Source organism: Dyella sp. CR10, assembly GCF_055814425.1.
The window spans coordinates 3,624,636-3,646,700 of record NZ_CP185986.1 but is presented as its reverse complement, the minus strand read 5'-3'; the positions used below and the strand labels follow the sequence as shown (position 1 = coordinate 3,646,700).

22 protein-coding genes and 1 tRNA gene are annotated in these 22,065 nt (G+C 66.1%); 20 read left to right on the top strand and 3 right to left on the bottom strand.

Translation table 11 applies throughout. The features are described 5' to 3' along the window. Positions 1-98: 98 nt before the first annotated feature. The 12 genes from ruvB to ACNR9O_RS16440 all read left to right on the top strand — a co-directional run bounded on the left by ruvB (position 99) and on the right by ACNR9O_RS16440 (position 8,816). On the top strand, positions 99-1,148 hold the full coding sequence (gene ruvB, locus ACNR9O_RS16495; protein WP_473686879.1) for a Holliday junction branch migration DNA helicase RuvB: 1,050 nt from the start codon (positions 99-101) through the stop codon (positions 1,146-1,148). Next, positions 1,141-1,575 (top strand): tol-pal system-associated acyl-CoA thioesterase, encoded by a 435-nt coding sequence (gene ybgC / locus ACNR9O_RS16490; RefSeq protein WP_473686881.1) that lies wholly within the window; start codon positions 1,141-1,143, stop codon positions 1,573-1,575. The genes ruvB and ybgC overlap by 8 nt, the downstream gene beginning before the upstream one ends. A 24-nt stretch (positions 1,576-1,599) precedes the next feature. Next, positions 1,600-2,286 carry a protein TolQ gene (tolQ, locus tag ACNR9O_RS16485; RefSeq protein ID WP_473686883.1) on the top strand — a complete coding sequence of 229 codons (687 nt, stop codon included), beginning with the start codon at positions 1,600-1,602 and terminating at the stop codon, positions 2,284-2,286. Between the two features lie 15 nt (positions 2,287-2,301). Then, positions 2,302-2,748, top strand: a complete 447-nt coding sequence (tolR, locus tag ACNR9O_RS16480; RefSeq protein ID WP_473686885.1) for a protein TolR — start codon at positions 2,302-2,304, stop codon at positions 2,746-2,748. Further along, a complete protein-coding gene (locus tag ACNR9O_RS16475; protein ID WP_473686887.1) occupies positions 2,735-3,673 on the top strand; it encodes a cell envelope integrity TolA family protein in 939 nt (312 codons plus the stop codon). Before tolR ends, ACNR9O_RS16475 begins: the two co-directional genes overlap by 14 nt. Before the next feature lie 8 nt (positions 3,674-3,681). Continuing rightward, complete coding sequence (gene tolB, locus ACNR9O_RS16470; protein WP_473686889.1) at positions 3,682-4,998, top strand: Tol-Pal system beta propeller repeat protein TolB; 1,317 nt, start codon at positions 3,682-3,684, stop codon at positions 4,996-4,998. A gap of 242 nt (positions 4,999-5,240) precedes the next feature. Continuing rightward, positions 5,241-5,750: a peptidoglycan-associated lipoprotein Pal gene (pal, locus tag ACNR9O_RS16465; RefSeq protein ID WP_473686891.1), complete on the top strand. Its 510-nt coding sequence runs from the start codon at positions 5,241-5,243 to the stop codon at positions 5,748-5,750. 2 nt (positions 5,751-5,752) lie between these two features. Further along, the gene (gene ybgF / locus ACNR9O_RS16460) at positions 5,753-6,622 is read left to right on the top strand and encodes a tol-pal system protein YbgF (protein WP_473686893.1); all 870 of its coding nucleotides are present in this window, start codon (positions 5,753-5,755) and stop codon (positions 6,620-6,622) included. A 58-nt stretch (positions 6,623-6,680) separates the two neighbouring features. Next, a complete protein-coding gene (queE, locus tag ACNR9O_RS16455; RefSeq protein ID WP_473700800.1) occupies positions 6,681-7,325 on the top strand; it encodes a 7-carboxy-7-deazaguanine synthase QueE in 645 nt (214 codons plus the stop codon). A 121-nt stretch (positions 7,326-7,446) separates the two neighbouring features. Next, on the top strand, positions 7,447-8,142 hold the full coding sequence (queC, locus tag ACNR9O_RS16450) for a 7-cyano-7-deazaguanine synthase QueC (protein ID WP_473686897.1): 696 nt from the start codon (positions 7,447-7,449) through the stop codon (positions 8,140-8,142). 60 nt (positions 8,143-8,202) lie between these two features. Beyond that, positions 8,203-8,278, top strand: a tRNA-Lys gene (locus ACNR9O_RS16445). Between the two features lie 181 nt (positions 8,279-8,459). After that, on the top strand, positions 8,460-8,816 hold the full coding sequence (locus tag ACNR9O_RS16440) for an RcnB family protein (protein ID WP_473686899.1): 357 nt from the start codon (positions 8,460-8,462) through the stop codon (positions 8,814-8,816). A gap of 79 nt (positions 8,817-8,895) precedes the next feature. On the opposite strand, the gene ACNR9O_RS16435 is transcribed toward ACNR9O_RS16440, so the two are convergent. Continuing rightward, entirely contained in the window at positions 8,896-9,273 is a 378-nt protein-coding gene (locus tag ACNR9O_RS16435; RefSeq protein WP_473686901.1) for a helix-turn-helix domain-containing protein, read from the bottom strand. Between the two features lie 194 nt (positions 9,274-9,467). On the opposite strand from ACNR9O_RS16435, the gene ACNR9O_RS16430 reads away from it, so the two are divergent. The 7 genes from ACNR9O_RS16430 (at position 9,468) to ACNR9O_RS16400 (ending at position 18,906) form a co-directional block, all read left to right on the top strand. Then, positions 9,468-9,920, top strand: coding sequence for a hypothetical protein (locus ACNR9O_RS16430; protein ID WP_473686903.1), 453 nt, complete (start codon positions 9,468-9,470; stop codon positions 9,918-9,920). A gap of 253 nt (positions 9,921-10,173) precedes the next feature. Beyond that, on the top strand, positions 10,174-12,165 hold the full coding sequence (locus ACNR9O_RS16425; RefSeq protein ID WP_473686905.1) for an OPT family oligopeptide transporter: 1,992 nt from the start codon (positions 10,174-10,176) through the stop codon (positions 12,163-12,165). Between the two features lie 323 nt (positions 12,166-12,488). After that, complete coding sequence (gene mprF / locus ACNR9O_RS16420; protein WP_473700658.1) at positions 12,489-15,110, top strand: bifunctional lysylphosphatidylglycerol flippase/synthetase MprF; 2,622 nt, start codon at positions 12,489-12,491, stop codon at positions 15,108-15,110. Then, complete coding sequence (locus ACNR9O_RS16415; protein WP_473686909.1) at positions 15,107-15,895, top strand: AcvB/VirJ family lysyl-phosphatidylglycerol hydrolase; 789 nt, start codon at positions 15,107-15,109, stop codon at positions 15,893-15,895. Before mprF ends, ACNR9O_RS16415 begins: the two co-directional genes overlap by 4 nt. A gap of 74 nt (positions 15,896-15,969) precedes the next feature. After that, positions 15,970-17,130 carry a threonine aldolase family protein gene (locus tag ACNR9O_RS16410; protein WP_473686911.1) on the top strand — a complete coding sequence of 387 codons (1,161 nt, stop codon included), beginning with the start codon at positions 15,970-15,972 and terminating at the stop codon, positions 17,128-17,130. Positions 17,131-17,229: 99 nt separating this feature from the next. Then, on the top strand, positions 17,230-17,736 hold the full coding sequence (locus ACNR9O_RS16405) for a hypothetical protein (RefSeq protein ID WP_473686913.1): 507 nt from the start codon (positions 17,230-17,232) through the stop codon (positions 17,734-17,736). A 3-nt stretch (positions 17,737-17,739) separates the two neighbouring features. Continuing rightward, the gene (locus ACNR9O_RS16400; RefSeq protein WP_473686915.1) at positions 17,740-18,906 is read left to right on the top strand and encodes an acyltransferase family protein; all 1,167 of its coding nucleotides are present in this window, start codon (positions 17,740-17,742) and stop codon (positions 18,904-18,906) included. A 1-nt stretch (position 18,907) separates the two neighbouring features. Here the strand turns inward: ACNR9O_RS16400 and ACNR9O_RS16395 are convergent, their stop codons facing one another. Further along, entirely contained in the window at positions 18,908-19,768 is an 861-nt protein-coding gene (locus ACNR9O_RS16395) for an MBL fold metallo-hydrolase (RefSeq protein ID WP_473688359.1), read from the bottom strand. A gap of 204 nt (positions 19,769-19,972) precedes the next feature. Between ACNR9O_RS16395 and ACNR9O_RS16390 the strand changes: the two genes are divergently transcribed. After that, positions 19,973-21,043, top strand: coding sequence for a GGDEF domain-containing protein (locus ACNR9O_RS16390; RefSeq protein WP_473700657.1), 1,071 nt, complete (start codon positions 19,973-19,975; stop codon positions 21,041-21,043). Between the two features lie 20 nt (positions 21,044-21,063). Here the strand turns inward: ACNR9O_RS16390 and pyrF are convergent, their stop codons facing one another. Beyond that, on the bottom strand, positions 21,064-21,876 hold the full coding sequence (gene pyrF / locus ACNR9O_RS16385; protein ID WP_473686917.1) for an orotidine-5'-phosphate decarboxylase: 813 nt from the start codon (positions 21,874-21,876) through the stop codon (positions 21,064-21,066). Positions 21,877-22,065 lie beyond the last annotated feature (189 nt).

The window sequence follows — 22,065 nt, the reverse complement described above, 5'->3', positions numbered from 1 at the left end:
GAAGCCGCGCGGCGGTAGGGAATAGGGGAGGGAACGGGTAGAATGCGCCGACGGCGCCGCGCGCCACCGATTCCCGCCCCCATTCCTTATCCCGCCCGATGGCCGAGCACCGCATCATCACGTCCGCCGCCCAGCTGGACGACGAGGCCCTGGAGGCTTCCATCCGTCCCAAGCGGCTGGCGGAGTATCTCGGCCAGCAGGCGGTGCGGGAACAGCTGTCGATCTATATCGAGGCCGCACGCAAGCGCGGCGGCGCGCTGGACCACGTGCTGATCTTCGGTCCGCCGGGCCTGGGCAAGACCACGCTGTCGCATGTGATCGCCAACGAGCTGGGCGTTAATGTGCGCTCCACTTCGGGCCCGGTGCTGGAGCGCGCCGGCGACCTGGCCGCGCTGCTGACCAACCTCGAGCCCCACGACGTGCTGTTCGTGGACGAGATCCATCGCCTGTCTCCCGTGGTCGAAGAGGTGCTGTATCCGGCGATGGAGGATTTCCAGATCGACATCATGATCGGCGAAGGCCCGGCGGCCCGCTCGATCAAGCTGGATCTGCCTCCCTTTACCCTCATCGGTGCCACCACCCGCGCCGGCCTGCTGACCGCGCCGCTGCGTGACCGCTTCGGCATCGTGCAGCGCCTGGAGTTCTATACGCCCGACGAGCTGTCCGCGATCGTGCGCCGTTCGGCGCGGATCCTGGGCATCCCATGCGAAGCGGAGGGTGCGCACGAGATCGCGCGTCGCTCACGCGGCACGCCGCGCATCGCCAACCGCCTGTTGCGCCGTGTGCGCGACTACGCCGAAGTCCGCGCTGGCGGCCAGATCACGCTCGCCGCCGCTCAGGCAGCGATGGAGATGCTCAAGGTCGACCCCGAGGGCTTCGACGAGCTGGATCGCCGCCTGCTGATCACCATCATCGAGAACTTCGATGGCGGTCCGGTGGGCGTGGAATCCCTGGCGGCAGCGCTCAGCGAAGACCGCGGCACGCTCGAAGACGTGGTCGAACCTTACCTGATCCAGCAGGGCTTCCTGGTCCGCTCGGCGCGCGGCCGCATGGCCAGCGCCAAGGCCTGGCGCCATCTGGGCCTTACTCCGCCGCCACGCCAGCCGCAGCCGGCCGACCTGTTCTCCACGGACGATACCGATGTCTGAAACGCCGCTCGCTCCGGTCCCGGACAGCTTCCGCTGGCCGGTTCGCGTCTATTGGGAAGACACCGATGCCGGCGGCGTGGTCTACCACGCCAGCTATCTGCGCTTCATGGAGCGCGCCCGCACCGAATGGCTGCGGGGCAAGGGCATCGACCAGTCAGCCGTCAAGGCGGACACCGGGCTGGCCTTCCTGGTGCGCGAGATGCACCTGGATTTCCTCAGGGCTGCCGTGCTGGACGATGAACTGAGCGTGACGGTCGAGGTCAAAGAGCGCCGTGCAGCCAGTATCCTTTTCGGCCAGACGATAAGCCGGGCGGACGGCACGGAGCTGATCCGCGCGCAGGTGCGCGTGGCCTGCGTGGATCTCCACCGCATGCGCCCGACCCAAATTCCGGCCGACCTGATTCCCGGCCTACCCCCAATCAAGTAACCCGCGGCGGAGAACGCTCAAGCAATGAACGGTGGACTGAACATTTTCAAGCTCGTCGCGGAAGCGAGCATCCTGGTGCAGCTCGTGATGCTCGTGCTGCTGGTGTTCTCCTTCCTGTCGTGGGTGATCATCATCCGCAAGCACCAGCAGCTGAAGTCCGCGATGGACGAGGCGGAGCATTTCGAGGAGCGCTTCTGGTCCGGTGCCGACCTGGCCCAGCTGTTCCGCGAGGTGAGCGGCCGCAACGCCAGCGGCGGCGGCATGGAGACCGTGTTCGAATCCGGCTTCCGCGAATTCGCGCGCCAGCGCCAGCGCCGCACCCACGACATGCGCGTGGTGATCGATGGCACCGAGCGCGCCATGCGCGTGGCCGGCACCCGCGAGATCGGGCGCCTGGAGCGCAACCTGGAGTTCCTCGCCAACGTCGGTTCGATCAGCCCCTACGTGGGCCTGTTCGGCACGGTCATCGGCATCATGGGCGCGTTCCAGGGTCTGGGCGAGATGAAGGACGTGACCATTGCTGTGGTCGCTCCGCACATCTCCGAGGCGCTGATCGCCACCGCCATGGGTCTGTTCGCCGCGATCCCGGCGGTGTGGGCCTACAACCGCTACGCCAACAAGGTCGATCGCGTGGCTTCGCGCTACGAGGTGTTCCAGGAGGAGTTCTCCTCCGTCCTGCAACGCCAGATCCAGACCGACGACGCGGCCTGAGCCGAGGGCTTCCTCATGCGTAGTTCCGCGCGCCACAAGCGCTTCAAGCTCAAGTCCGAGATCAACGTCGTGCCGTACATCGACGTGATGCTCGTGCTGTTGATCATCTTCATGGTGACCGCGCCGATGATGAATCTCGGCGTGGACATCCAGCTGCCGCAGACTAAGGCCAAGTCGCTGCAGGACAAGAAGGACCCGGTGGTGGTCTCGGTCGACGAGAACGGCCAGATCTACCTCAGCATGCAAGGCTCCAAGCGTGAGCCGATCAGCGCCGAGGACTTCAAGGCCAAGATCACGGCCTTCCAGAAGGCCAACCCGGAGTTGCAGGTGCTGGTCGCGGGCGACCAGCGCGCCAATTACGGCAAGGTGTACCTGATCCTGCCGATCCTGCAGGAGGCGGGCGTGTCCAAGATCGGCCTGATGAGCCAGCCCGAATCGAGCGGGACGCATGGAAGACCGTAAAGGCACGCCCAAGGCGGTCGTTCTTTCCGCCATTTTGCACCTGGGTATCGTGGGCTTCCTGGCCCTCGCGATCGTGCCGTGCTCGTTCTACGAAAGCCTGTTCGAGACCCTGCACCTGCCGGCGGGCTGGAACCCGATCGCCTGCGCCAAGCCGCTGGAGCTGCCGGGCCAGATCATCGAGGCGACCCTGGTCGGCCCCACCGGTGCGCCGCCGCCGAAGGCCGTGAAGACCAAGCCGGTGCCCGACAGCACGCCGCCGCCACCCACCGTGCCCCCGCCGACCCCGCAGGAACAGGCGCCGGTGGTGAAGACGCTGCCGCCGCCGCCCGAGCATCCGGACATCAAGGACCAGGAGCCAGTCGTGGCCGATGCCGTCCAGAAGGCCGAGGACGCCAAGCGCGAGCAGGAAGAGAAGCAGCGCCAGCGCCAGTCGGAGCTGGACGCCCAGGCGGCCAAGCAGAAAGAAGAGAAGAAGAAGCTCGACGACTTGTTCGCTCAGATGGACAAGGCCGAGATACAGCGCCAGAAGCTGGAAAACAAGGCCAAGCAGGCTAAGCAGCAACTGGAAGAGCTGAAGAACGCCAAGGACGACGGCGAGGCCAACCTGCCGAATGCCGAGCAGCGCCAGACCGGCACCAATGGCCCCGATACCGGCCTGCTGGGCCAGTACCTGGCTGCAATTCAGAACGCGGTCACGCAGAACTGGACACGCCCGGATAACATGCCGAACACACCGTGCGTCGTGCATATCGTGCAATTGCCAGGGGGCGACGTGATGAGCGCCAAGGTCGACGCGAGCTGTCCTTACGACGATGCCGGCAAGCGCTCCATCGAGAACGCCGTGCTGCGCGCCCAGCCGTTGCCCTACAAGGGCTACGAAAGCGTGTTCCAGCGCACCCTCAACTTTACCTTCAGGCCGCAGTGACCAAGCCCATGCGCAAATTGAGCTCAGTTTTCGCCCTCGTCCTGTTAGCGGTCACGGCGTTATTCGTCGGTCCGGTGGCAGCCCAGTCGCTCAACGTCGATATCGTCGGCGGCGTCAAGACCGCCACCCCGATCGCCGTGGTGCCGTTCGCCCAGGCGGGCGGCGCGCCGCTGCCGACCGACGTCGCGGACGTCATCCGCAACGATTTCAACCGCTCGGGCAAATTCCGCTCGTTGGCCAAGAGCGAGATCGTCGAGACGCCGTCGCGCGGTGCGGACATCAAGTTCCCCACCTGGCGCCTGCTCAAGCAGGACTTCCTCACCATCGGCCGCATCAGCGATGCGGGCGGCGGCATGCTGCGGGTGGAATACGAGCTGTGGGACGTGAACCGTCAGCAGAGCCTGCTGGCCCAGGCCTTCACCGCCCCCGCCGGCGACCTGCGCGGCGTGGCCCATCAGATCGCCGACCAGATCTACGAAAAGATCACGGGTGTGCGCGGCGCGTTCTGGACTCGCATCGCGTACATCACCGCCGTGGGCCTGGGCAACAACACCACTTATTCGCTGATCGTGGCCGATTCGGACGGCTTCAATCCGCAGGTGGTGGCTCGCTCGCGCGAGTCCCTGCTGTCGCCGCACTGGTCGCCGGATGGCAAGAAGATCGCCTACGTCTCCTTCGAGAGCGGTAACTCGGCCATCTATGTGCAGGACATCACCACCGGTCAGCGCCAGCTGGTATCGGCGCGTCCGCGCGGCATCAACAGCGCCCCGGCCTGGTCGCCGGACGGCAGCAAGCTGGCGGTCTCCCTGTCCTACTCGGGCAACCCGGAGATCTACGTGATGGACGTGGCCAGCCGCCAGGAGACCCGCCTGACCAAAACCCTGGCCATCAATACCGAGCCGGTCTGGTCGCCGGACGGCCAGAGCATCTACTTCACCTCGGACCGTTCGGGCCGTCCGCAGATCTATCAGATGCCCGCGTCGGGCGGCGGTGCCAACCGCATCAGCTTCCAGGGGCAGAACAACCTGAGCGCCGACGTGAGCTACGACGGCAAGCAGGTCGCCATGGTGCAGGGCAACGGGAACGTGTATCGTATCGCGGTCATGGACCGCAGTCTGGGTGGGCAGGTGCGTTTCCTCTCGCCGGGCCCGATCGATGAGTCCCCGAGCTTCGCGCCCAACGCCAGCATGCTGCTGTATGCCGCTACCGAAGGACGTCGCGGCGTGCTGTATGCCGTTTCGGCCGATGGACAGGTTCGCCAGCGCCTCGTGCTTGCCGACGGCGATGTGCGCGAACCCTCCTGGGGACCGTACCGGCAGCGTTGAGTGCCAGGTCGCGCCCAGGGCGCGGAGGCCTCGAAGATCAGGGCCGGCGAAAGGGGAAAACCCGTTCGTCGGCCCGGTCGCCAACTGGGCTTCGGGTCCGGATGGCGGAGCCGGCGGCGCGGAAAACCGCGGCGTCGGCGCCAAGGTGTCACAATAACAGCCGGTCCACCGGCGATCACTGTCCTGTAACCGCAATCGTTATTGACTGTCGGAACTCAAACCCGTTTGAAGGAACGTTCACCATGAATAAGACCGTTCGCGTCGCCCTGGTCGCCCTGCTTTGCGTTGGCGCGGCCGCTTGCTCCAAGAAGCAGGAAGTCAAGCCGCAGCAGCCGGTTGACCAGACCCCGGTGGCCACCACCCAGCCGTCGACCTCGGGCAAGTACACCCCGGAAGATCTCGACCGTGACGCCTGCCTGCGTCAGCGCGTCGTGTACTTCGACTTCGACAAGGATGAGATCAAGCCGGAGTTCCAGCAGATCATGGCGTGCCACGCCAAGTACCTGCAGGATCGTCCGACCGCTCAGGTCCGCCTGGAAGGCAACACCGACGAGCGCGGCACGCGCGAGTACAACCTCGGCCTCGGCGAGCGCCGCGGCAACGCAGTCTCCAGTGCCCTGACCGCCGCCGGCGGCTCGGCCAGCCAGCTGAACGTGATCAGCTACGGCAAGGAGAAGCCGGTGTGCCGTGAGCACAACGAAGACTGCTGGGGCAAGAACCGCCGCGTCGAGATCGTCTACACGGCGAAGTAAGCATGAAGCGACTGGCTAACAGCTTCACGGCCAGGCTAGGCATGGCGGGCGCGATCGCGTCCGCCATGCTTTTTGCCGGTCCCGTACCGGCACAGGATTCTCGCCTCAGCCTCGCCGATCGCGTCGCGCGGCTCGAGCAGCAGGCGCAGAATCAGGACCAGGGCGGCATCGGCATGGTCAATCAGATGCAGGCCCTGCAGCAGCAGGTGCGGCAGATGCAAGGCCAGATCGAGGAATTGCAGCACCAGCTGCAAGAGGCCCAGGACAAGAACAAGGCGCAGTACGTGGATCTCGATTCGCGTATCGGTCGTCTTGAAAGCGGCGCGGGCAGCAGTGCTGCTGCCAATGCCAATGCCGGCGGAGCCCCCGCCCCGGCGGCCAGTGCGAATGCCGCACCGGCAGCTCCTGCCGCAGCCGCGGCGGATGCCAAGAGCAAGGGCAAGGAGAAGGACGGCAAGCCTGCTGCCGCTCCGGCCGACCAGGCCGCGGCCCAGGCTGCCTATGACGCGGCGTTCAAGACGCTGCGCGGCGGCGACTACGTGGGCGCGTCGCGCGCCTTCCGCGGTTTCATCCAGCAGTATCCGGACAGCCCGCTGACGCCCAATGCGTTCTACTGGCTGGGCGAGTCCTATTACGTGACGACGAACTACGGTGTCGCGGTCGAGGCGTTCCAGCGCCTGCTTTCGCAATATCCGCAGAGCGACAAGGCGCCCGATGCGCTGCTCAAGCTCGGCTACAGCCAGCTGGAACTCAAACAGGCCGATGCGGGCAAGGCCACGCTGAAGTCGGTGACCACCAAGTATCCGGGCTCCAAGGCTGCCGGCCTTGCCCAGGAGCGCCTGCGCCGCCTGCAGCTGCAGCCGGCCAACTGAGGTTCCGGCAGTGAGCGAGGGCAACGCGAACGTGGCGCCCACCACGTCCACGCCGGACATGGCCGAACGCCTGCGCATCACCGAGATCTTCCATTCGATCCAGGGCGAAGCCGACGCGATCGGCTGGCGCACCGTCTTCGTGCGGCTCACCGGCTGTCCGCTCCGTTGCGTGTGGTGCGATACCGAGTATTCGTTCTACGGCGGGCAATGGCGCGTCATGGACGACATCCTGGCCGAGGTGGCCTCGCATGGCGCGCGCCACGTCTGCGTGACCGGCGGCGAACCGCTGGCGCAGAAGCGTTGCCTGATCCTGTTGGAGCGCTTGTGCGACGCCGGCTACGAAGTCTCGCTGGAGACTTCCGGTGCGCTCGATGTGGCGGCGGTCGATCCGCGCGTGCGCAAAGTAATGGATCTGAAGGCGCCGGACTCCGGCGAGAGTGCGCGCAATCTGTGGTCGAACCTCGACCATCTGCTGCCGCACGATCAGGTCAAGATCGTCATTGCCAGTCGCGCCGACTACGAGTGGGCGCGCGGCGTGGTCGTCGAGCAGGCGATCGACCGGCGCTGCATGGTGCTGTTCTCGCCCGTGCACGGCAAGATGCAGCCGCGCGAGCTGGCCGAATGGATCATCGCGGACAAGTTGCCGGTGCGCTTCCAGCTGCAACTGCACAAGCTGCTGTGGAACGACGCACCGGGACATTGATGTCCCCGTCGCGTCGGCGCGTGAAGCTTCGCTGATGCAGCCTGTTTCCGCGCGCCGGCCTGTGTCGCCGGTGGCGCTTTCCGGCCGGTGACCGGCCTGACGCTAAGAGTGGATGCTTCCCATGTCTCAAACCTCACCCCGCAAAGCCGTCGTGCTCGTTTCCGGCGGCATGGATTCGGCCGTCACCATCGCCATCGCGCGCGAACAGGGTTATCAGGTGCATGCCCTGAGCGTGGCTTACGGCCAGCGGCACAGCTCCGAACTGGAGGCTTCCGCGCGAGTGGCGCGACTGCTTGGCGCGGTCGAGCACAAGACGGTGCAGGTGGATTTGCGCTCGATCGGCGGCTCCGCGCTCACCGCTGACATCGACGTGCCGCTCGATGCGGACGAGCACGGCGAGACCGGCGGCATCCCCGTCACCTACGTGCCGGCGCGCAACACGATCATGCTGTCGATCGCGCTGGGCTGGGCCGAGGTGCTCGGTTCCAGCGACATCTGGTGTGGCGTCAATGCGGTCGATTACTCGGGCTATCCGGATTGCCGGCCGGCCTTCATCGAAGCCTTCGAGCACCTGGCCAATGTCGCCACCAAGGCCGGCGTGGAAGGAGCAGGCATTCGCATCCACGCGCCGCTGATGCGGATGAGCAAGGCCGACATCGCGCGCGAAGGCCACCGCCTGGGCGTGGATTTCGCCGAGACGGTGAGCTGCTACCAGGCCGACGCGCAGGGCCGGGCCTGCGGCCACTGCGACGCCTGTCGCCTGCGCGCACAGGGTTTTCGCGAGGCCGGTTTGCCTGATCCCACGCGCTACGTCTGAACCGTTTGCTTGTGCCCCAGGCACGCTGACCTTAAAATCGCCTGCTTGGCTTCATGCTTTGGGCCGTTAGCTCAGCCGGTAGAGCAGCGGACTTTTAATCCGTTGGTCGACAGTTCGAATCTGTCACGGCCCACCAATCGAAAGGACCCGCGGCGACGCGGGTCCTTATTTTTTGCCAACGGCGGCACATGGCGTAGGAATAATCTTATTTGCGAGTCACCTGGCTAAGCGGAAAGTGCGCTTGCGGGCATTAGCATCGCGTCGGCTGCCAGAAACAGCCGCCTTTCCATCAACACCCTGACGGGTACGGAGTCGCCATGAAACGTCTAATGGCCTTGGCTGCCACCGCCACCTTCTTGCTCGCGGCGAGCGCCTCCTCGTGGGCCGCGCCGAAAGATCACGACTGGGATGACGATCATGGCCACGGTCACAACCCCAAGGACGAGGGACGCCACGACAATGGCAAGCACCGCGGCTGGGAGAAGCAGGCCTATCGCCGTGGCGACCGCTTGCCGGACCGCTACTACGAGCGCACGTATTACGTCACCGACTACGAACGCTATCACTTGCGCCAACCCGAGCCGGGTTATCGCTACATTCGCGGCGACGATGGCGAAATCTTTCTGACGGCCGTGGCCACGGGACTGATCGTGGACATCGTGCTCAATCACTGACCATCGGCCATCAGTCCGAAAAACAGCACAGCCCGCTCCTTACGGAGCGGGCTTTTTCTTAGGGCAACTAGGCTGCGCCTTAGTCCTTGCGAACCATCTGTTCGAGGATGATCAGCAGCGCGCGGCGCTGCTCGCGGGTGAGCCGGCTGATCAGGCCGAACAGCCGCGCCTGCTCGCGATTGTCGACACGGTAGGCCGCGCTCGCGTCCTGCACCTTCATGAAACCCTTGGGCTCGCCGCGGCCGGTGGCCAGCCATTCGAAGCCGACGCCGAAGCGGCCGGCGAGCTCGGTCATGCGCCTGGTTTCCGGCCGCGCCATGTCGTTGAGCCATTTGCGCGCGGTTTCGCGTGATACGCCGAACATGTCGGCGAGCTTGGTCGCGCGCCCGCGGCCCTTCTTCATGCCGGTCAAGTCCATCGCCATGTGCAGCCGCTGTGCAAAGCCGTTGATTGCCAAGGGAGACTCCTTCTCGCTGGGGCGGCGGCCGGCCGGGACGACGCTATCCGCTGGGATCGAATGACGAGTTCCCATTGTTGTTGATCAGCCGGGGCAAGTAGGCAATTTCGAATTGTTTATGAGTGCAACTTATAGTTGCATTTTATTGTGCCTACTGGGTTTTGGCGCTAATTCACGAAAGCAGGGAAAGCAAGGTGAAAACGACTTTTATCAGAGCACGGAGCAAGCGCGAAGTGATCATGGAGGCGCATGCCGCCTGGAATTATCCGCGCACCTATCTGGATCGCCTGTTGAACGATCTGCAGGGCAACAGCCTGTTGATGCTGGAGGACGAGGGCCTGGCCCGCTTCGCGCCGGCGCGTCTGCGCGAAATCCGTGCGAACGCGCTGGCGCAGGCTGCCGCGGCGGTCTGCGCCGCGGCGGCGTTGCGACAGTTCACGCGGGAGTGGGCGGGTGCCGGCTGGCTGGGTACGCCGGCCGGCCGCGTGCTGCGAGCGCACCTTGTCCAGTTGCGAGACGACGCGCGGCGCTGGCGGCATCTCGCCGAATACGCGGCGCGCTATCTCGCTCACCGACAGCTGGCGGGCATGCACGCGCACAGCTGGCTGCTGGAAAGCCTGGCCAGGGACGAATACCCGGGCAGTTGAAGCGGTGACTGCCGCCGGCAAGGCGATGCGCTTGCCGGTTGCGCAGTGGTGCGGGCCCGCGCCAGGCGTAGAAGCATGCACAACGGGCTCCGAAAATAGGCGGGATGACGCGACCGCCCTTTGCTACTGGGCGAAAATGTGGCAAATCTAGGACGATTCAGGTCATCTTCGGCGAGCGGCCGCCGCATTCATTCCAATGCCGCCCATAGCAGCAACCCAACGGGGAGAGTTTCCAGATGAAAGGAAAGCATTCGTGAGCGCCCATCTCGCGTCCGGCGCCGATGTGCGCAAGGAATTGACCGTGCGTGGCGTGATCATCGGCGTGGTCATCACGCTGCTGTTCACCGCCGCCAATGTCTTCTTCGGCCTCAAGGCGGGCCTCACCTTCGCCACCTCGATCCCGGCGGCGGTGATTTCGATGGCGATCCTGCGCAACTTCCGCGGCTCGACCATCCAGGAAAACAACGTCGTCCAGACCATCGCATCCGCGGCCGGCACCTTGTCGTCGATCATCTTCGTGCTGCCCGGCATGATCATGATCGGCTGGTGGACCGGCTTCCCGTTCTGGACCTCCTTCGCGGTCTGCGCGCTCGGCGGCGTGCTCGGCGTGATGTATTCGATCCCGCTGCGCCGCGCGCTGGTGACCAACTCCGACCTGCCGTATCCGGAAGGCATCGCGTGCGCCGAGGTGCTCAAGGTCGGCAGCACCGGCGAGCAGGGTGCCGACGACGGCGTGGAGGCGGGCAGGGCAGGCCTGCTGGCGGTGCTGTGGGGATCGATCACGTCGGCGGTGTTCGCCGTGGTGGTGGCTACCCAGGTGTTCGCCTCGGACGTGATCAGCTATTTCCGCGTCGGCGGCAAGGGGTCGGTCAGCGGCTTCGACTTCAATCTCTCCTTCGCGCTGTTCGCGATCGGCCACCTGGTCGGCCTGTCGGTGGGCATCGCCATGCTGATCGGCGCACTGATCGGCTGGGGCTGGGGCGTACCGTTCTATTCGCCGTTCGAACCGGCCACCGGCAACGTCGCCGACCTGGCCCTCGCCACCTGGAGCCACAAGGTGCGCTTCGTCGGCGCCGGCGCCATCGGCATCTCCGCCATCTGGACCCTGGCCAAGCTGGTCAAGCCGGTCATCAGCGGCCTGACCTCGGCCATGGCAGCCTCGCGCGTGCGCAAGGCCGGCAAGGCCGACACCTTGCCGCGCACCGAGCAGGACATCCCGATCGGCATCGTGGGCCTGATCACCCTGGTCTGCTTCGTGCCCATCGCCTGGCTGCTGGGCTATTTCGCCAACAGCAGCGGCCTGGGCGATCACCTTGCCGTGCTGGCCGTGGGCGGCGTGGCCTATGTGGTGCTGATGGGTTTCTTCGTCTCCACCGTGTGCGGCTACATGGCGGGCCTGATCGGTTCGTCCAACAGCCCGCTCTCGGGCGTGGGCATCCTGGTGGTGATCGGCGCCGCGCTGCTGCTGGTAGCCGGCGTGAAGCCGTATGTGCCGGCCGAGGCGGGCAAGGCCCTGGTCGCCTTCGCGCTGTTCACCACCGCGGTGATCTTCACCGTGGCCGCCATCGCCAACAACAATCTGCAGGACCTCAAGACCGGCCAGCTGGTGGACGCCACGCCGTGGCGCCAGCAGGTGGCGCTGGTGATCGGCGTGATCGCCGGTGCGGCCGTGATCCCGCCGGTGCTGGATCTGCTGAACAAGGCCTATGGCTTCGCCGGCGTGCCGGGCGCGGGTCCGGCGGCGCTGCCCGCGCCGCAGGCCGGCCTGATCTCGGCGCTGGCCCAGGGCGTGATCACCAACAATATCGATTGGAGCCTGATCATTACCGGCGTCTGGATCGGCGTCGGCGTGATCGCCGTGGACGCGATCCTCGCCCGCACGACCAAGATGCGTATCCCGCCGCTGGCGGTGGGTCTGGGCATCTACCTGCCGACGGCCAGCACCTTGATGGTGGTGGTCGGTTCGGTGGTCGGCTGGTTCTTCGATCGCCGCGCGGATCGCGGCCCCAAGCCCGAGGCGACCAAGCAGCTCGGCGTGCTGCTCGCGTCCGGCCTGATCGTGGGCGAGAGCATCATCGGCGTGGTGATCGCGGCGATCGTGGCGTTCTCCGGCAAGGGGACGCCACTTGCGCTGGTGTCGCCATCCTTCGCGAACATGGCGGAGATTCTGGGCGGTCTGGCCTTCATCGCCGTGGTCGCCGTGCTGTACCGCTGGGTCGCCCGCCTGGCGCGCGGCGGCGCGTAATTGCGGGATCCGCGCCGCCGGCCTGTCCGGCGGCCTGGGCGATAGCGGCCGGCTTCTGCCGGCCGTTGTCATTTTCAGCTCCCTTGTTCGTCTTACACTGGCGCGACCGCTGCCGCGGTCCCGCGCCCGTCTGTCCGTCGTGCCGGTGTTCGCGCAGCGGCAAGGGGGAACAGCGGGGAAACGACGGGCCTAAGACAGGTTCGACACGCTATGCTTGATGGCTGTGGCGGACGAGTTCTCATGCTCGCGCCCGCCCGTCGCGCATGACGTGTGCGGACCGGCTGAGGAACGCCCGGTATGCGTCGCATGCCCTGAATCATGTCGTGGAGGCCTTGGGTCGAGTGGTGGAGCAGAGAGGGGCGGACGCTCCGGAGACGGGAGAAGCCCTGACGCGCCCCCGCGGGGCGTGGCTGCGCCGGCTCGCCGGTCCGCTGCTGTCCGTGGGCATGCTCTGCCTCGCCCTGTGGGCGCTGCGTTCGCTCGCCAGCGAGGTGAGCTACCGCGAGGTCGCGCGCTACGTGCACGGCCTGGAAAACCATCGCATCGTGCTGGCCGTGCTGCTCACCGCCGCCAGCTACGGCGTGATGACCCTGTACGACTGGTTCGGCTTGGCCTCGATCGGACGCAGGCTGCCGCGCGCGCAGGTCACTTTGATCTCCTTCATCAGCTACGCCTTCAGCAATGCGCTGGGCATGGCGCTGCTGATCTCCGGTTCCATCCGATACCGCTTCTATATCCAGGCCGGTCTGTCCACCGCGGAAGTGGCCAAGGTGGTGCTGTACTGCACGGCCAGCTTCTGGCTGGGCCTGTTCGCGCTCACCGGTATCACGCTGCTGCTGGTGCCGGTGCCACCCACCGTGCCGATGGCGGCGTTGCGCATGCCGGCGGCGATCGTGCTGACCGCGATCCCGCTGCTGTGGCTGGTCGGCAGCAAGCTGCTGCGCCAGCCGCTCAAACTGTGGCGCTGGCGGCTGAGCTGGCCATCACCGGTCACCGCCGCGCGGCAGATCCTCACCGGCGCGGTGGACTGGGGCCTGGCGGCCTGGGTGCTGTATCTGCTGATGCCGAACGAGGTCGATACCGGCTTCGGTCACTTCATGGCGATCTTCGTGCTGGCGCAGATCGCCGGCCTGGTCAGCCATGTGCCCGGCGGCCTGGGCGTGTTCGAGGCGGTGATGCTGGCCGGCTTCGGCGCCACCGGCAACGAAGGCCTGGAGGCGCCGATCCTCGGCGCGCTCGCTGCGTACCGCCTGATCTACTACTTCCTGCCGCTGTGTGCGGCGACCGTAGTGGTGCTGGCGCGCGAAGCGCGCGGCGCCGCCGGCAAGGTGCCGCTGGCACCGTGGTTCACCGGCCTGCTGCCGCCATTCTTCGCCGGCCTGACGCTGGTCTCCGGCGCGGTGCTGCTGTTCTCCGGGGCCACCTCGGCGCTGCCTGGGCGCATGGAGATCCTGCGCCACGTGCTGCCGCTGCCGGTGCTGGAGATCTCGCACTTTCTGGCGAGCATGGTGGGCATGCTGCTGCTGATCCTGGCGCGCGGACTGCAGCGGCGACTGGACGCGGCCTACGTGCTGACTCTGGTGCTGCTGCTGCTCGGTGCGGTGCTGTCGCTGCTCAAGGGCATCGACTACGAAGAAGCCACTCTGCTGTCGCTGCTGGCGCTGGGGCTCGCCCCTGCGCACCGTTTGTTCTATCGCCGCGCTTCGCTGTTCAGTGCCACCTTCTCGGTGGGCTGGATCATCGCCATTCTCGCCGTGCTCGGCTGCGCCGGATGGCTGGTGTCCTTCAGCTACAAGCACGTCGAATACAGCACCAACCTGTGGTGGGAATTCAGCTTCTATCACGGCGGCGCGCCGCGTGCGCTACGCGCGCTGGTGGGCGCGGCAGCGGTGGGCATGCTGTTCGCGCTGGCCAACCTGATCCGTCCCGCTCGGCCCCATCTGCAACTGCCCGGCGAAGAAGAGCTGGCGCGCGCGCTCCCCCTGATAAAGCACTATTCCTCGGCGCAGGGGCATCTGGCGCTGATGGGCGACAAGACCCTGCTGTTCGACGGCGAGAGCAAGGCCTTCATCATGTACGACGTGGAAGGCCGCAGCTGGGTCGCCATGGGCGATCCCGTGGGCGAGGACGAAGATGCGCGCCGCGAACTGGTCTGGACCTTCCGCGAACAATGCGAGCGCGCCGGCGGCTGGCCGCTGTTCTACCAAGTGCGGCCGCAGGATCTGGATCTCTATCTGGAAGTGGGCATGAACCTCCTGAAGATCGGCGAGGAGGCCCGCGTGCCGCTGGAGAGCTTCAATCTCGACGGCAAGTCCAAGAAGGTCCTGCGCAATACCGTCAACAAGCTCACCCGCGAAGGCATGCGCCTGCAGATCGTGCCGGCGGAGGACGTGCCCGCGTTGATTCCTCGCCTGAAGTCCATCTCCGACGCGTGGATGCGCGACAAGGGCGTGCGCGAGAAGGGCTTCTCGCTGGGAACCTTCGACCCGGCTTATCTCGCCCGCACGCGGATGGCGCTGGTATGGAAGGGTGACGAGCTGGTGGCATTCGCCAACCTGTTCCTCACCGACAGCAAGGAAGAAGCGTCGGTCGATCTGATGCGCCACCTGCCGGACGGCACCGCCGGCGTGATGGATTTCCTGTTCATCGAGTTGATGCTGTGGGCGCGCCAGGAAGGCTATCGCTGGTTCAATCTCGGCATGGCGCCGTTCTCCGGCTTGCAGAACCGGCGCACCGCGCCGCTGTGGAGCCGGCTGGGCGCGCTGGTGTTCGGCCGGGGCGAGCGTTTCTACAACTTCCGCGGCCTGCACAAGTACAAAGACAAGTTCGATCCGGAGTGGGAGCCGCGCTACCTGGCCGTGCCCGCCGGCATCGCCTTGCCGCTGGTGCTGGCCAACATCGCCAGCCTGATCTCGGGCGGCCTATCGGGTATGGTGCGCCGATGAAACGAATCACCAAAGTCATCGGCGGCATCGTGCTCGCCGCCGCGGCCATCGGCGTGCTCGTCTGGCAACCCTGGCATCACGCCACGATGGCCGAGTCGCTGGTCGAGGTGCCCGCCGCGCCGGGTGAGAAGCCGTTGGCCGGGCGCGGCGACGTGGTCGCCATCTTCTATTCCGGTGACGGCGGCTGGCGCGACCTGGACAAGCAGCTCGGCGCCATCCTCGCCAAGCACGGCGTGCCCGTGATCGGCGTGAGCCTGTTGAAGTACTACTGGCGAGAGAGCAACGCCGATGCCTCGGCCGCCGATCTCGATGCGCTGATCGAGCAGTCCACCGCCAGGCTGGGCAAGCAGCGTGTGTGGCTGATCGGCTTCTCTTTCGGCGCGGACGTGCTGCCTTCGATCATCGAGCGGCTGAAGCCGGAGAACCGCGCGCGGGTCGCGCAACTGGTGCTGCTGTCGCCCAGCAAGGACGTCAGCTACGAGATCGAGATGCAGGGCTACATGGTCGAGGGCTGGTTCAAGACGCAGACGCAGAACCTGTTCCAGTGGCTCAACCCGGTGAAGCACTACGATGCGCGCCCGCCGCTGCTCGCCCTGGACGGGCATCCGCCCGTGATGTGCTACTACGGCAAGGACGACGAGGACGACACCATCTGCGCCACCGCCGGCCTGCCGGCGTGGATCAAGGTTTATCAGAAGCCCGGCGACCATCACTTCGATTACGACTACGAAGGTCTGGCACGGCAGATGATCTCGGACCTGCCCGCGGCGACCGCACAGCCATGACCTTCGGCCGATAAACCGTCCTCGCACCGATGCTACGGTGCCCCTGACAATCCGCCAGGCCAGGGGCTCGTGTGATGGACCGTAGAGACTTTCTCCGTTCGTCGTTGGTCGCCGGCTCGCTCGCCGCGCTGGGTACGGGTGCCGCACCGGCCGCTTGGGCGGCGGCTTCGCCGAAGAGTCCGCAGGATCCGCAGCACATCAATCAGAGCGTCTTTCTCGTGGGCGACGATGTCCCGCGCTACGGACGCGACACGCTGGCGCGAATGGATACCATCCTGCAGGCCCGCGACAAAGCTGGTGATTTCTATCTCAAGGGCGGCGCGGTGACAGAACTCGAGCAGCGCTTTGCCCAGCTGCTCGGCAAGGAAGACGCCGCCTTCTTGCCCACCGGCACGCTGGCCAACCAGGTCGCCCTGCGGTTGCTGTGCGGCGAGAAGAAGCGCGCACTCGTGCAGCAGGAGAGCCATGTCTACTGCGACGAGAGCGACGCGGTGACCATGCTGAGTGCGATCAACCTCGTGCCCCTGGCGCCGGGCCGCGCGGCGCCGACATTGGAAGAAGTAGATGCGGCAATCGCCGTGTCGGAGAAGGCGGCCTATCCCTTGCCGATCGGCGCGATCTCGCTGGAGAGCCCCGTGCGCCGCGCCGACGGTGCGATGGTGCCGTTCGACACCGTGCGGGCCATCGCCGAACGCGCTCGTGCCAAGGGTATCGGCCTGCATCTGGATGGCGCGCGGCTGTTGCTCAACAGTGGTGCGGAAGGATTCTCCGCGGCGACGTACGCAGCGCCGTTCGATACGGTCTACGTATCGCTCTACAAATACCTGGGCGCGCCTTTCGGTGCGATTCTCGCCGGCACCAAAGCGACGATCGCCAGGGCGCGCGATGCACGGCACATCTTCGGTGGCACCATCTTTCGCGGCTGGCAGGAAGCGCTGCTCGCGCTGGACGGCCTCGACGGTTTCGAAGAGCGCTTCGCCAAAGTGCGCGCCGCGGGCGACAAGCTGCTCGACGGCCTGGCGAAGCTGGACGGTTATGCCGTGCGCCGCGTCGAGAACGGCACCAATATCCATGTCGTCGACATCGCCGAAGGGCGACGCCAGGGTTTGCAGGCTCGCCTGGAAAAAGCCGGCGTCATCATCGGCGAGCCGCATGACGGCCGCCTTGCGCTCACCTTCAACCTGACCCTGCTGCGCCGTTCGCCCGAGGCCATCGTCAAAGCCTTCGCCAGTTAGTGCACGTGCTTCAATAGCGGCGGCCTCGATCCTCCCGGTTGACACGGATGCACGAGGGAAGCGTGCTCTAATGCGGCACGGGATGAACGAGGCCAAGCCATGCGCGATCCGGACGACGAAAAGGCCGTGGGTGAACAGGCGCTCGAACTGGCCGACGAAGCCATCGGCCTAGGCGCCGCCAAGCGATATGCCGAGGCATTGCAGCGCTGGGAACGGGCTTCGGCATTCACCGACCGGCATCTTGCCGATCGGGATGTCGATCGCCGGATCAAGAGCGGCTTGGAGGCGGCGCTGTTCGCCGCAGGCAAGTATCGGGAGAGCATCGCGGTGTCCGAGACCGCGGCCCTGCTGCCTGAAGATCGGGCAGCCGTTGCCATCGCTGACCTTGGCCCGATCCTATCTCCGGCTTTCGTTGCCCGAGTGCGCCGAGCGCTATCTCCAGGAGGTTTACGGGCTGATCGGCGACGACATCTATCAGCCGTTCGATGCACCCGATCACGAAGCGATCCGTACGGCATTGGCCCGCATGCAGGAATGAGTGCGCGGCCAGTCGCAGCACCTTGGCGCGCGAATCCCGCCGCGATCTCTATCCCTACCGTCGAGTGATCGATGTCTCTCTTCAAAGCTTCCGTTTCACCGGCAACTCGCAATCCCGGCATCGATCTGCTGCGTGGCCTTGCCATTCTTCTGGTGGTGTTGCATCACATCGGGCTGCGCATTCCGCTCAAGAAAACCGCGCTGGCCGAGGTGCTGCCCACGCGCCTGCTGAGTGCGCTGAACTTCAACGGCTACGAAGCGGTGTTCGTGTTCTTCGTCATTTCCGGTTTCCTGATTGCCGGCAATGCGATTGGCCGATGGGGTGCGCTGGAGCGCATCGATGTGCGCGACTTCTATGCGCGTCGCTTCGCGCGCATTGCGCCATGTCTGCTGGTGCTGGTCGTGGTTTTGAGTGCCCTGCATCTCGCAGGGGTGAAGGATTACGTCATCCAGCGCGAGGGGCAGTCGTTGCCACGCGCGGTATTCGCTGCGATGGGCCTGCATCTGAACTGGTACGAGGGGCAGACCGGCTATCTGCCCGGCAACTGGGATGTGCTTTGGTCGCTGTCGATCGAGGAAGTGTTCTACCTCGGCTTCCCGCTGGCGTGCCTGCTGTTGCGCCGCGATGCGCTGATGGCGCTGCTGCTGTGCGTGTTCGCCGTGGCCCTGCCGTGGCTGCTGTCTTCGCTCGACCAAGCCAGCGAGATCTGGAAAGAGAAGGCGTATCTGCCTGGCATGTCCGCCATCGGCACCGGCGTACTCGGCGCGCTGGCGGTGGCGCATTGGACGGCACCGCGCTGGGCCACCCGGACCTTGGGTGTCGTCGGCGCGATCGGCCTGTTCGCAGTGTTCATCGCCATGCCGTTCTGGTGGCCGCTGTTGCAGGACGGCGTGATGTTGCTGCTCACCTTCTCGACGCTGTGCGTGCTGGTGGCGTGCCGCCAGCGCGAGGCGACGCTGCCGTTGCCCGGTTTGGGTTGGCTGCGCCGCTGGGGGCAGCTCAGCTACGAGATCTACCTGACGCACATGTTCGTGGTGTACGGCGTGGTGCGCCTGTTCCGGGCCAGCGGCGGCGACATGGCGCGCGGATGGCTGTGGTACCTGCCGGCGTTGCTGTTGTGCTGGTTGCTGGGTGCCGCGGTGGAGCGCTGTCTGTCGGCGCCATGCGAGCGTTGGCTGCGTGCGCGGCTGCGGCGCACGAGGCCTTCCGTCGGGACCGTCGTGGCGGCGATGGACTGATTCACAGCTCCAGCAAGTCGCGCCCTATTACCAGTCGACCTTGGAAGTGCGGTGCCACGGCATCGCGCCAGACCTCGTCGGTCAGCGCCGGATCGCCGCCAGGGACGAAGTGGTTGAGTACCAGAGTCTTCACCCCGGCCTCGGTGGCGACGCGGCCTACTTGCTCGGTGGTGGTATGGCTGGCCAGCAGGTGTTCGCGCAGGCGCTCCGCGTTGGGTTCGGACGCGATGAGTTTCTCCAGCGCGGGTGCGTACATCACCTCGTGCACCAGCACGTCGGCGCCGCGCGCCAGCTCGATCAGCGCGGGCGTGGGGCGCGTGTCGCCCGAAAACACGATCGAACGATCCGGGCAGTCGAAGCGATAGGCGAAGGCTGGCGCCACCGGCGGATGCGCCACCAGCGCGGCGGTGACCTTGACCCGTTCATCGCGCATGACCAGGCCGGCTCGGCTCAACTCGTGCGGCACGATCAGCGGTGCCAGCGGCGGACGTCCCTCGTCCTTGATGCGAGTCTGGATGTCGTACTCGTTCATGCGCAGGAAGTCGCGCGTCATCGCGGCCAGCGGCGGCGGTCCCCAGGTATCCACGCGCGTGTGCAATCGAGCGGACCAGGCCAGCCAAAGAAGGTTGCCGTAGTCGGCATTGTGGTCGGAGTGCTGGTGCGTGACGAAGACATGGCGGATCGCGCCGAGATCCAGTCCAGCCTTCACCATTTGTCGCGCCACTCCGTTGCCACAATCGATCACGTACACCACGCCGTCGACGACGATGGCACTGGCAGGCGCGGCACGGTCGGGTTTGGGCGTGGGACCGCCGGCGGTGCCCAGGAGGATCAGGCGAGAGCGGGGCGCCGGGTCACCCATGAGCCGCAGCGGGGCCAGTGCTCCCGCGGCCAGTACCAGCCCCGCCGTCTGGAGCAGGCGGCGACGAGAGAGCGCGATGACATCGGACCGAGGCATGGCAAGTCTTCCACGGGTGGAACCACGGGGACAGTATGGCAACCACCGGGTGGAAGCTTCACCTTCGGCGGCCACCTTGCGATTGCGCGAACCCGGTCCGGCTCGGGTATGGTGGCGGCGGGGGACGAGGAGCGCATCGGGCCGGCAGTTCGCACCGGATCCGGTAGCCGCCAGGACGGCATGGGGTTAGACCATGCGATCGTATCCGGGCAGGGGCGGCATATGGCTGCACAGAACAACGGGATGGAATGGGATGGCGCCGTCTACAAGACGCTGCTCGAATCGACGCGCGCGATTCCCTGGAAGATCGATTGGGCCACACAACGCTTCAGTTACATCGGGCCGCAGATCGAAGGCTTGCTAGGTTGGGCGCAGAGCAGCTGGGCGACGGTGCAGGACTGGGCCGAACGCATCCACCCGGAGGATCGCGAACGGGTCGTGCAGTTCTGCGTCGCGCAGTCCATGGCCGGCATGGATCACGAAGCCGACTATCGCGCCCTGACCTGCGAAGGGGCGTACGTATGGATTCGCGACGTCGTCCACGTCGTGCGTCATGAGGACGGCAGCGTGGATGCGCTGGTGGGCTTCATGTTCGACATCAGCGAACGCAAACAGGCCGAGGAACAATTGCTGCGGCTCCAGCGCGAGCTGACCGAACTGTCTTTCCGCGATGGCCTGACCGGGGTCGCCAACCGGCGCCGGCTCGATGCCTTCCTCGATGCGGAATGGCAGGCCGCGCTGCGCGCGGACGGCTGGCTGTCGCTGATCTTGATCGATATCGATTGCTTCAAGGAATACAACGACCATTACGGCCATCTCGCCGGCGATGCGTGCCTGCGCCGCGTCGCCGCGCTGCTGGACGGCGAAACCTCGCGTGCGCGGGAATTGCTCGGCCGCTTCGGCGGCGAAGAGTTCCTGATGGTGCTGCCAGGCAGCGATGCGGCCGCCGCCCAGGCGCGCGCTGCGCGTCTGCGCGACCGGCTGGCCGAGGCAGTTATCCCGCATGAAAGATCGCGTGTCGCGCCGCGGCTCACCGTGAGCATCGGCGTCGTTGCCGCACGTCCGGCGGCGGCTGGCGATCACGTTGGCTGCCTCGAACGCGTGGACCGCTGCCTTTACGAGGCCAAGGCGCGAGGCCGCGACCGGATCGTCGGCGCGGAAGACAGCGTCGCGGCGTGAAGTGAACTGCGTCGGCGCCGTTACCGGTAGCGGTTGATCGTGTCGCGCAAGTCCAGCGCGGCCTCCCGCGAGGCTTGCGCGAAGTCCTCGCCGCTGCCGGCGTAGAGGATGGCGCGGGAAGAGCTGATCATCAGTCCCGTGCCGTCGGCGGTGCGCCCGTGTGCGACGACCGCTTCCACATCGCCGCCCTGCGCGCCGATGCCCGGCACCAGCAGCGGCACGTCGCCGACCAGGGCGCGCACTTCGGCGAGTTGCTCGGGCCAGGTGGCTCCGGTCACCAGGGCGCAATTGCCGTGGGTGTTCCAGTCGCGTGCGACCAGTTCGGCGACGTGCTGGTAGAGCGGCCGGCCGCCCACATCGAGATCCTGCAGGTCCGAGGCACCTGGGTTGGAGGTATGGCACAGCAGGATCACGCCCTTGTCGGCGCGGTCCAGGAACGGCTGGATGGAGTCGCGGCCGAGATAGGGATTGAGCGTCACCGCATCGGCACCGAAGCGTTCGAACGCTTCGGTGACGTAATGCTGCGCGGTGCTGCCGATGTCGCCGCGCTTGGCGTCGAGAATCACCGGCACGCCCGGATGACGGTCGTGGATGTGAGCGATCAGGCGTTCGAGCGCGTCCTCCGCGCGCAGCGCGGCGAAGTGTGCGATCTGCGGCTTGTACGTGCAGACCAGGTCGGCCGTGGCGTCGACGATGGCCGCGCAGAACTTGAAGACGGCATCGGCGTCGTCGCGCAGATGAGCGGGGAATTTCGCCGGCTCGGGATCGAGGCCGACGCAGACCAGGGAGTGGTTGCGCTGCCATGCGGCTCGCAGGGCTTGCATGAAGTGCATGTCTTTCTCCCTTGCCTTACCCATCCATCCCTCTTCCCTCCGGGAAGAGGTCAGGGTGAGGGGCGGGTCTTGCGGTAACTGTCGTTTGAAACGTGCTTCTTCTGAGGATCGGTGGCTCGCCGGAGAGGATCGATGGCGCGTGGCGTGCTTGCCGCTTCTGCTTCTACGCTCCGCCCAGCCCCTCACTCC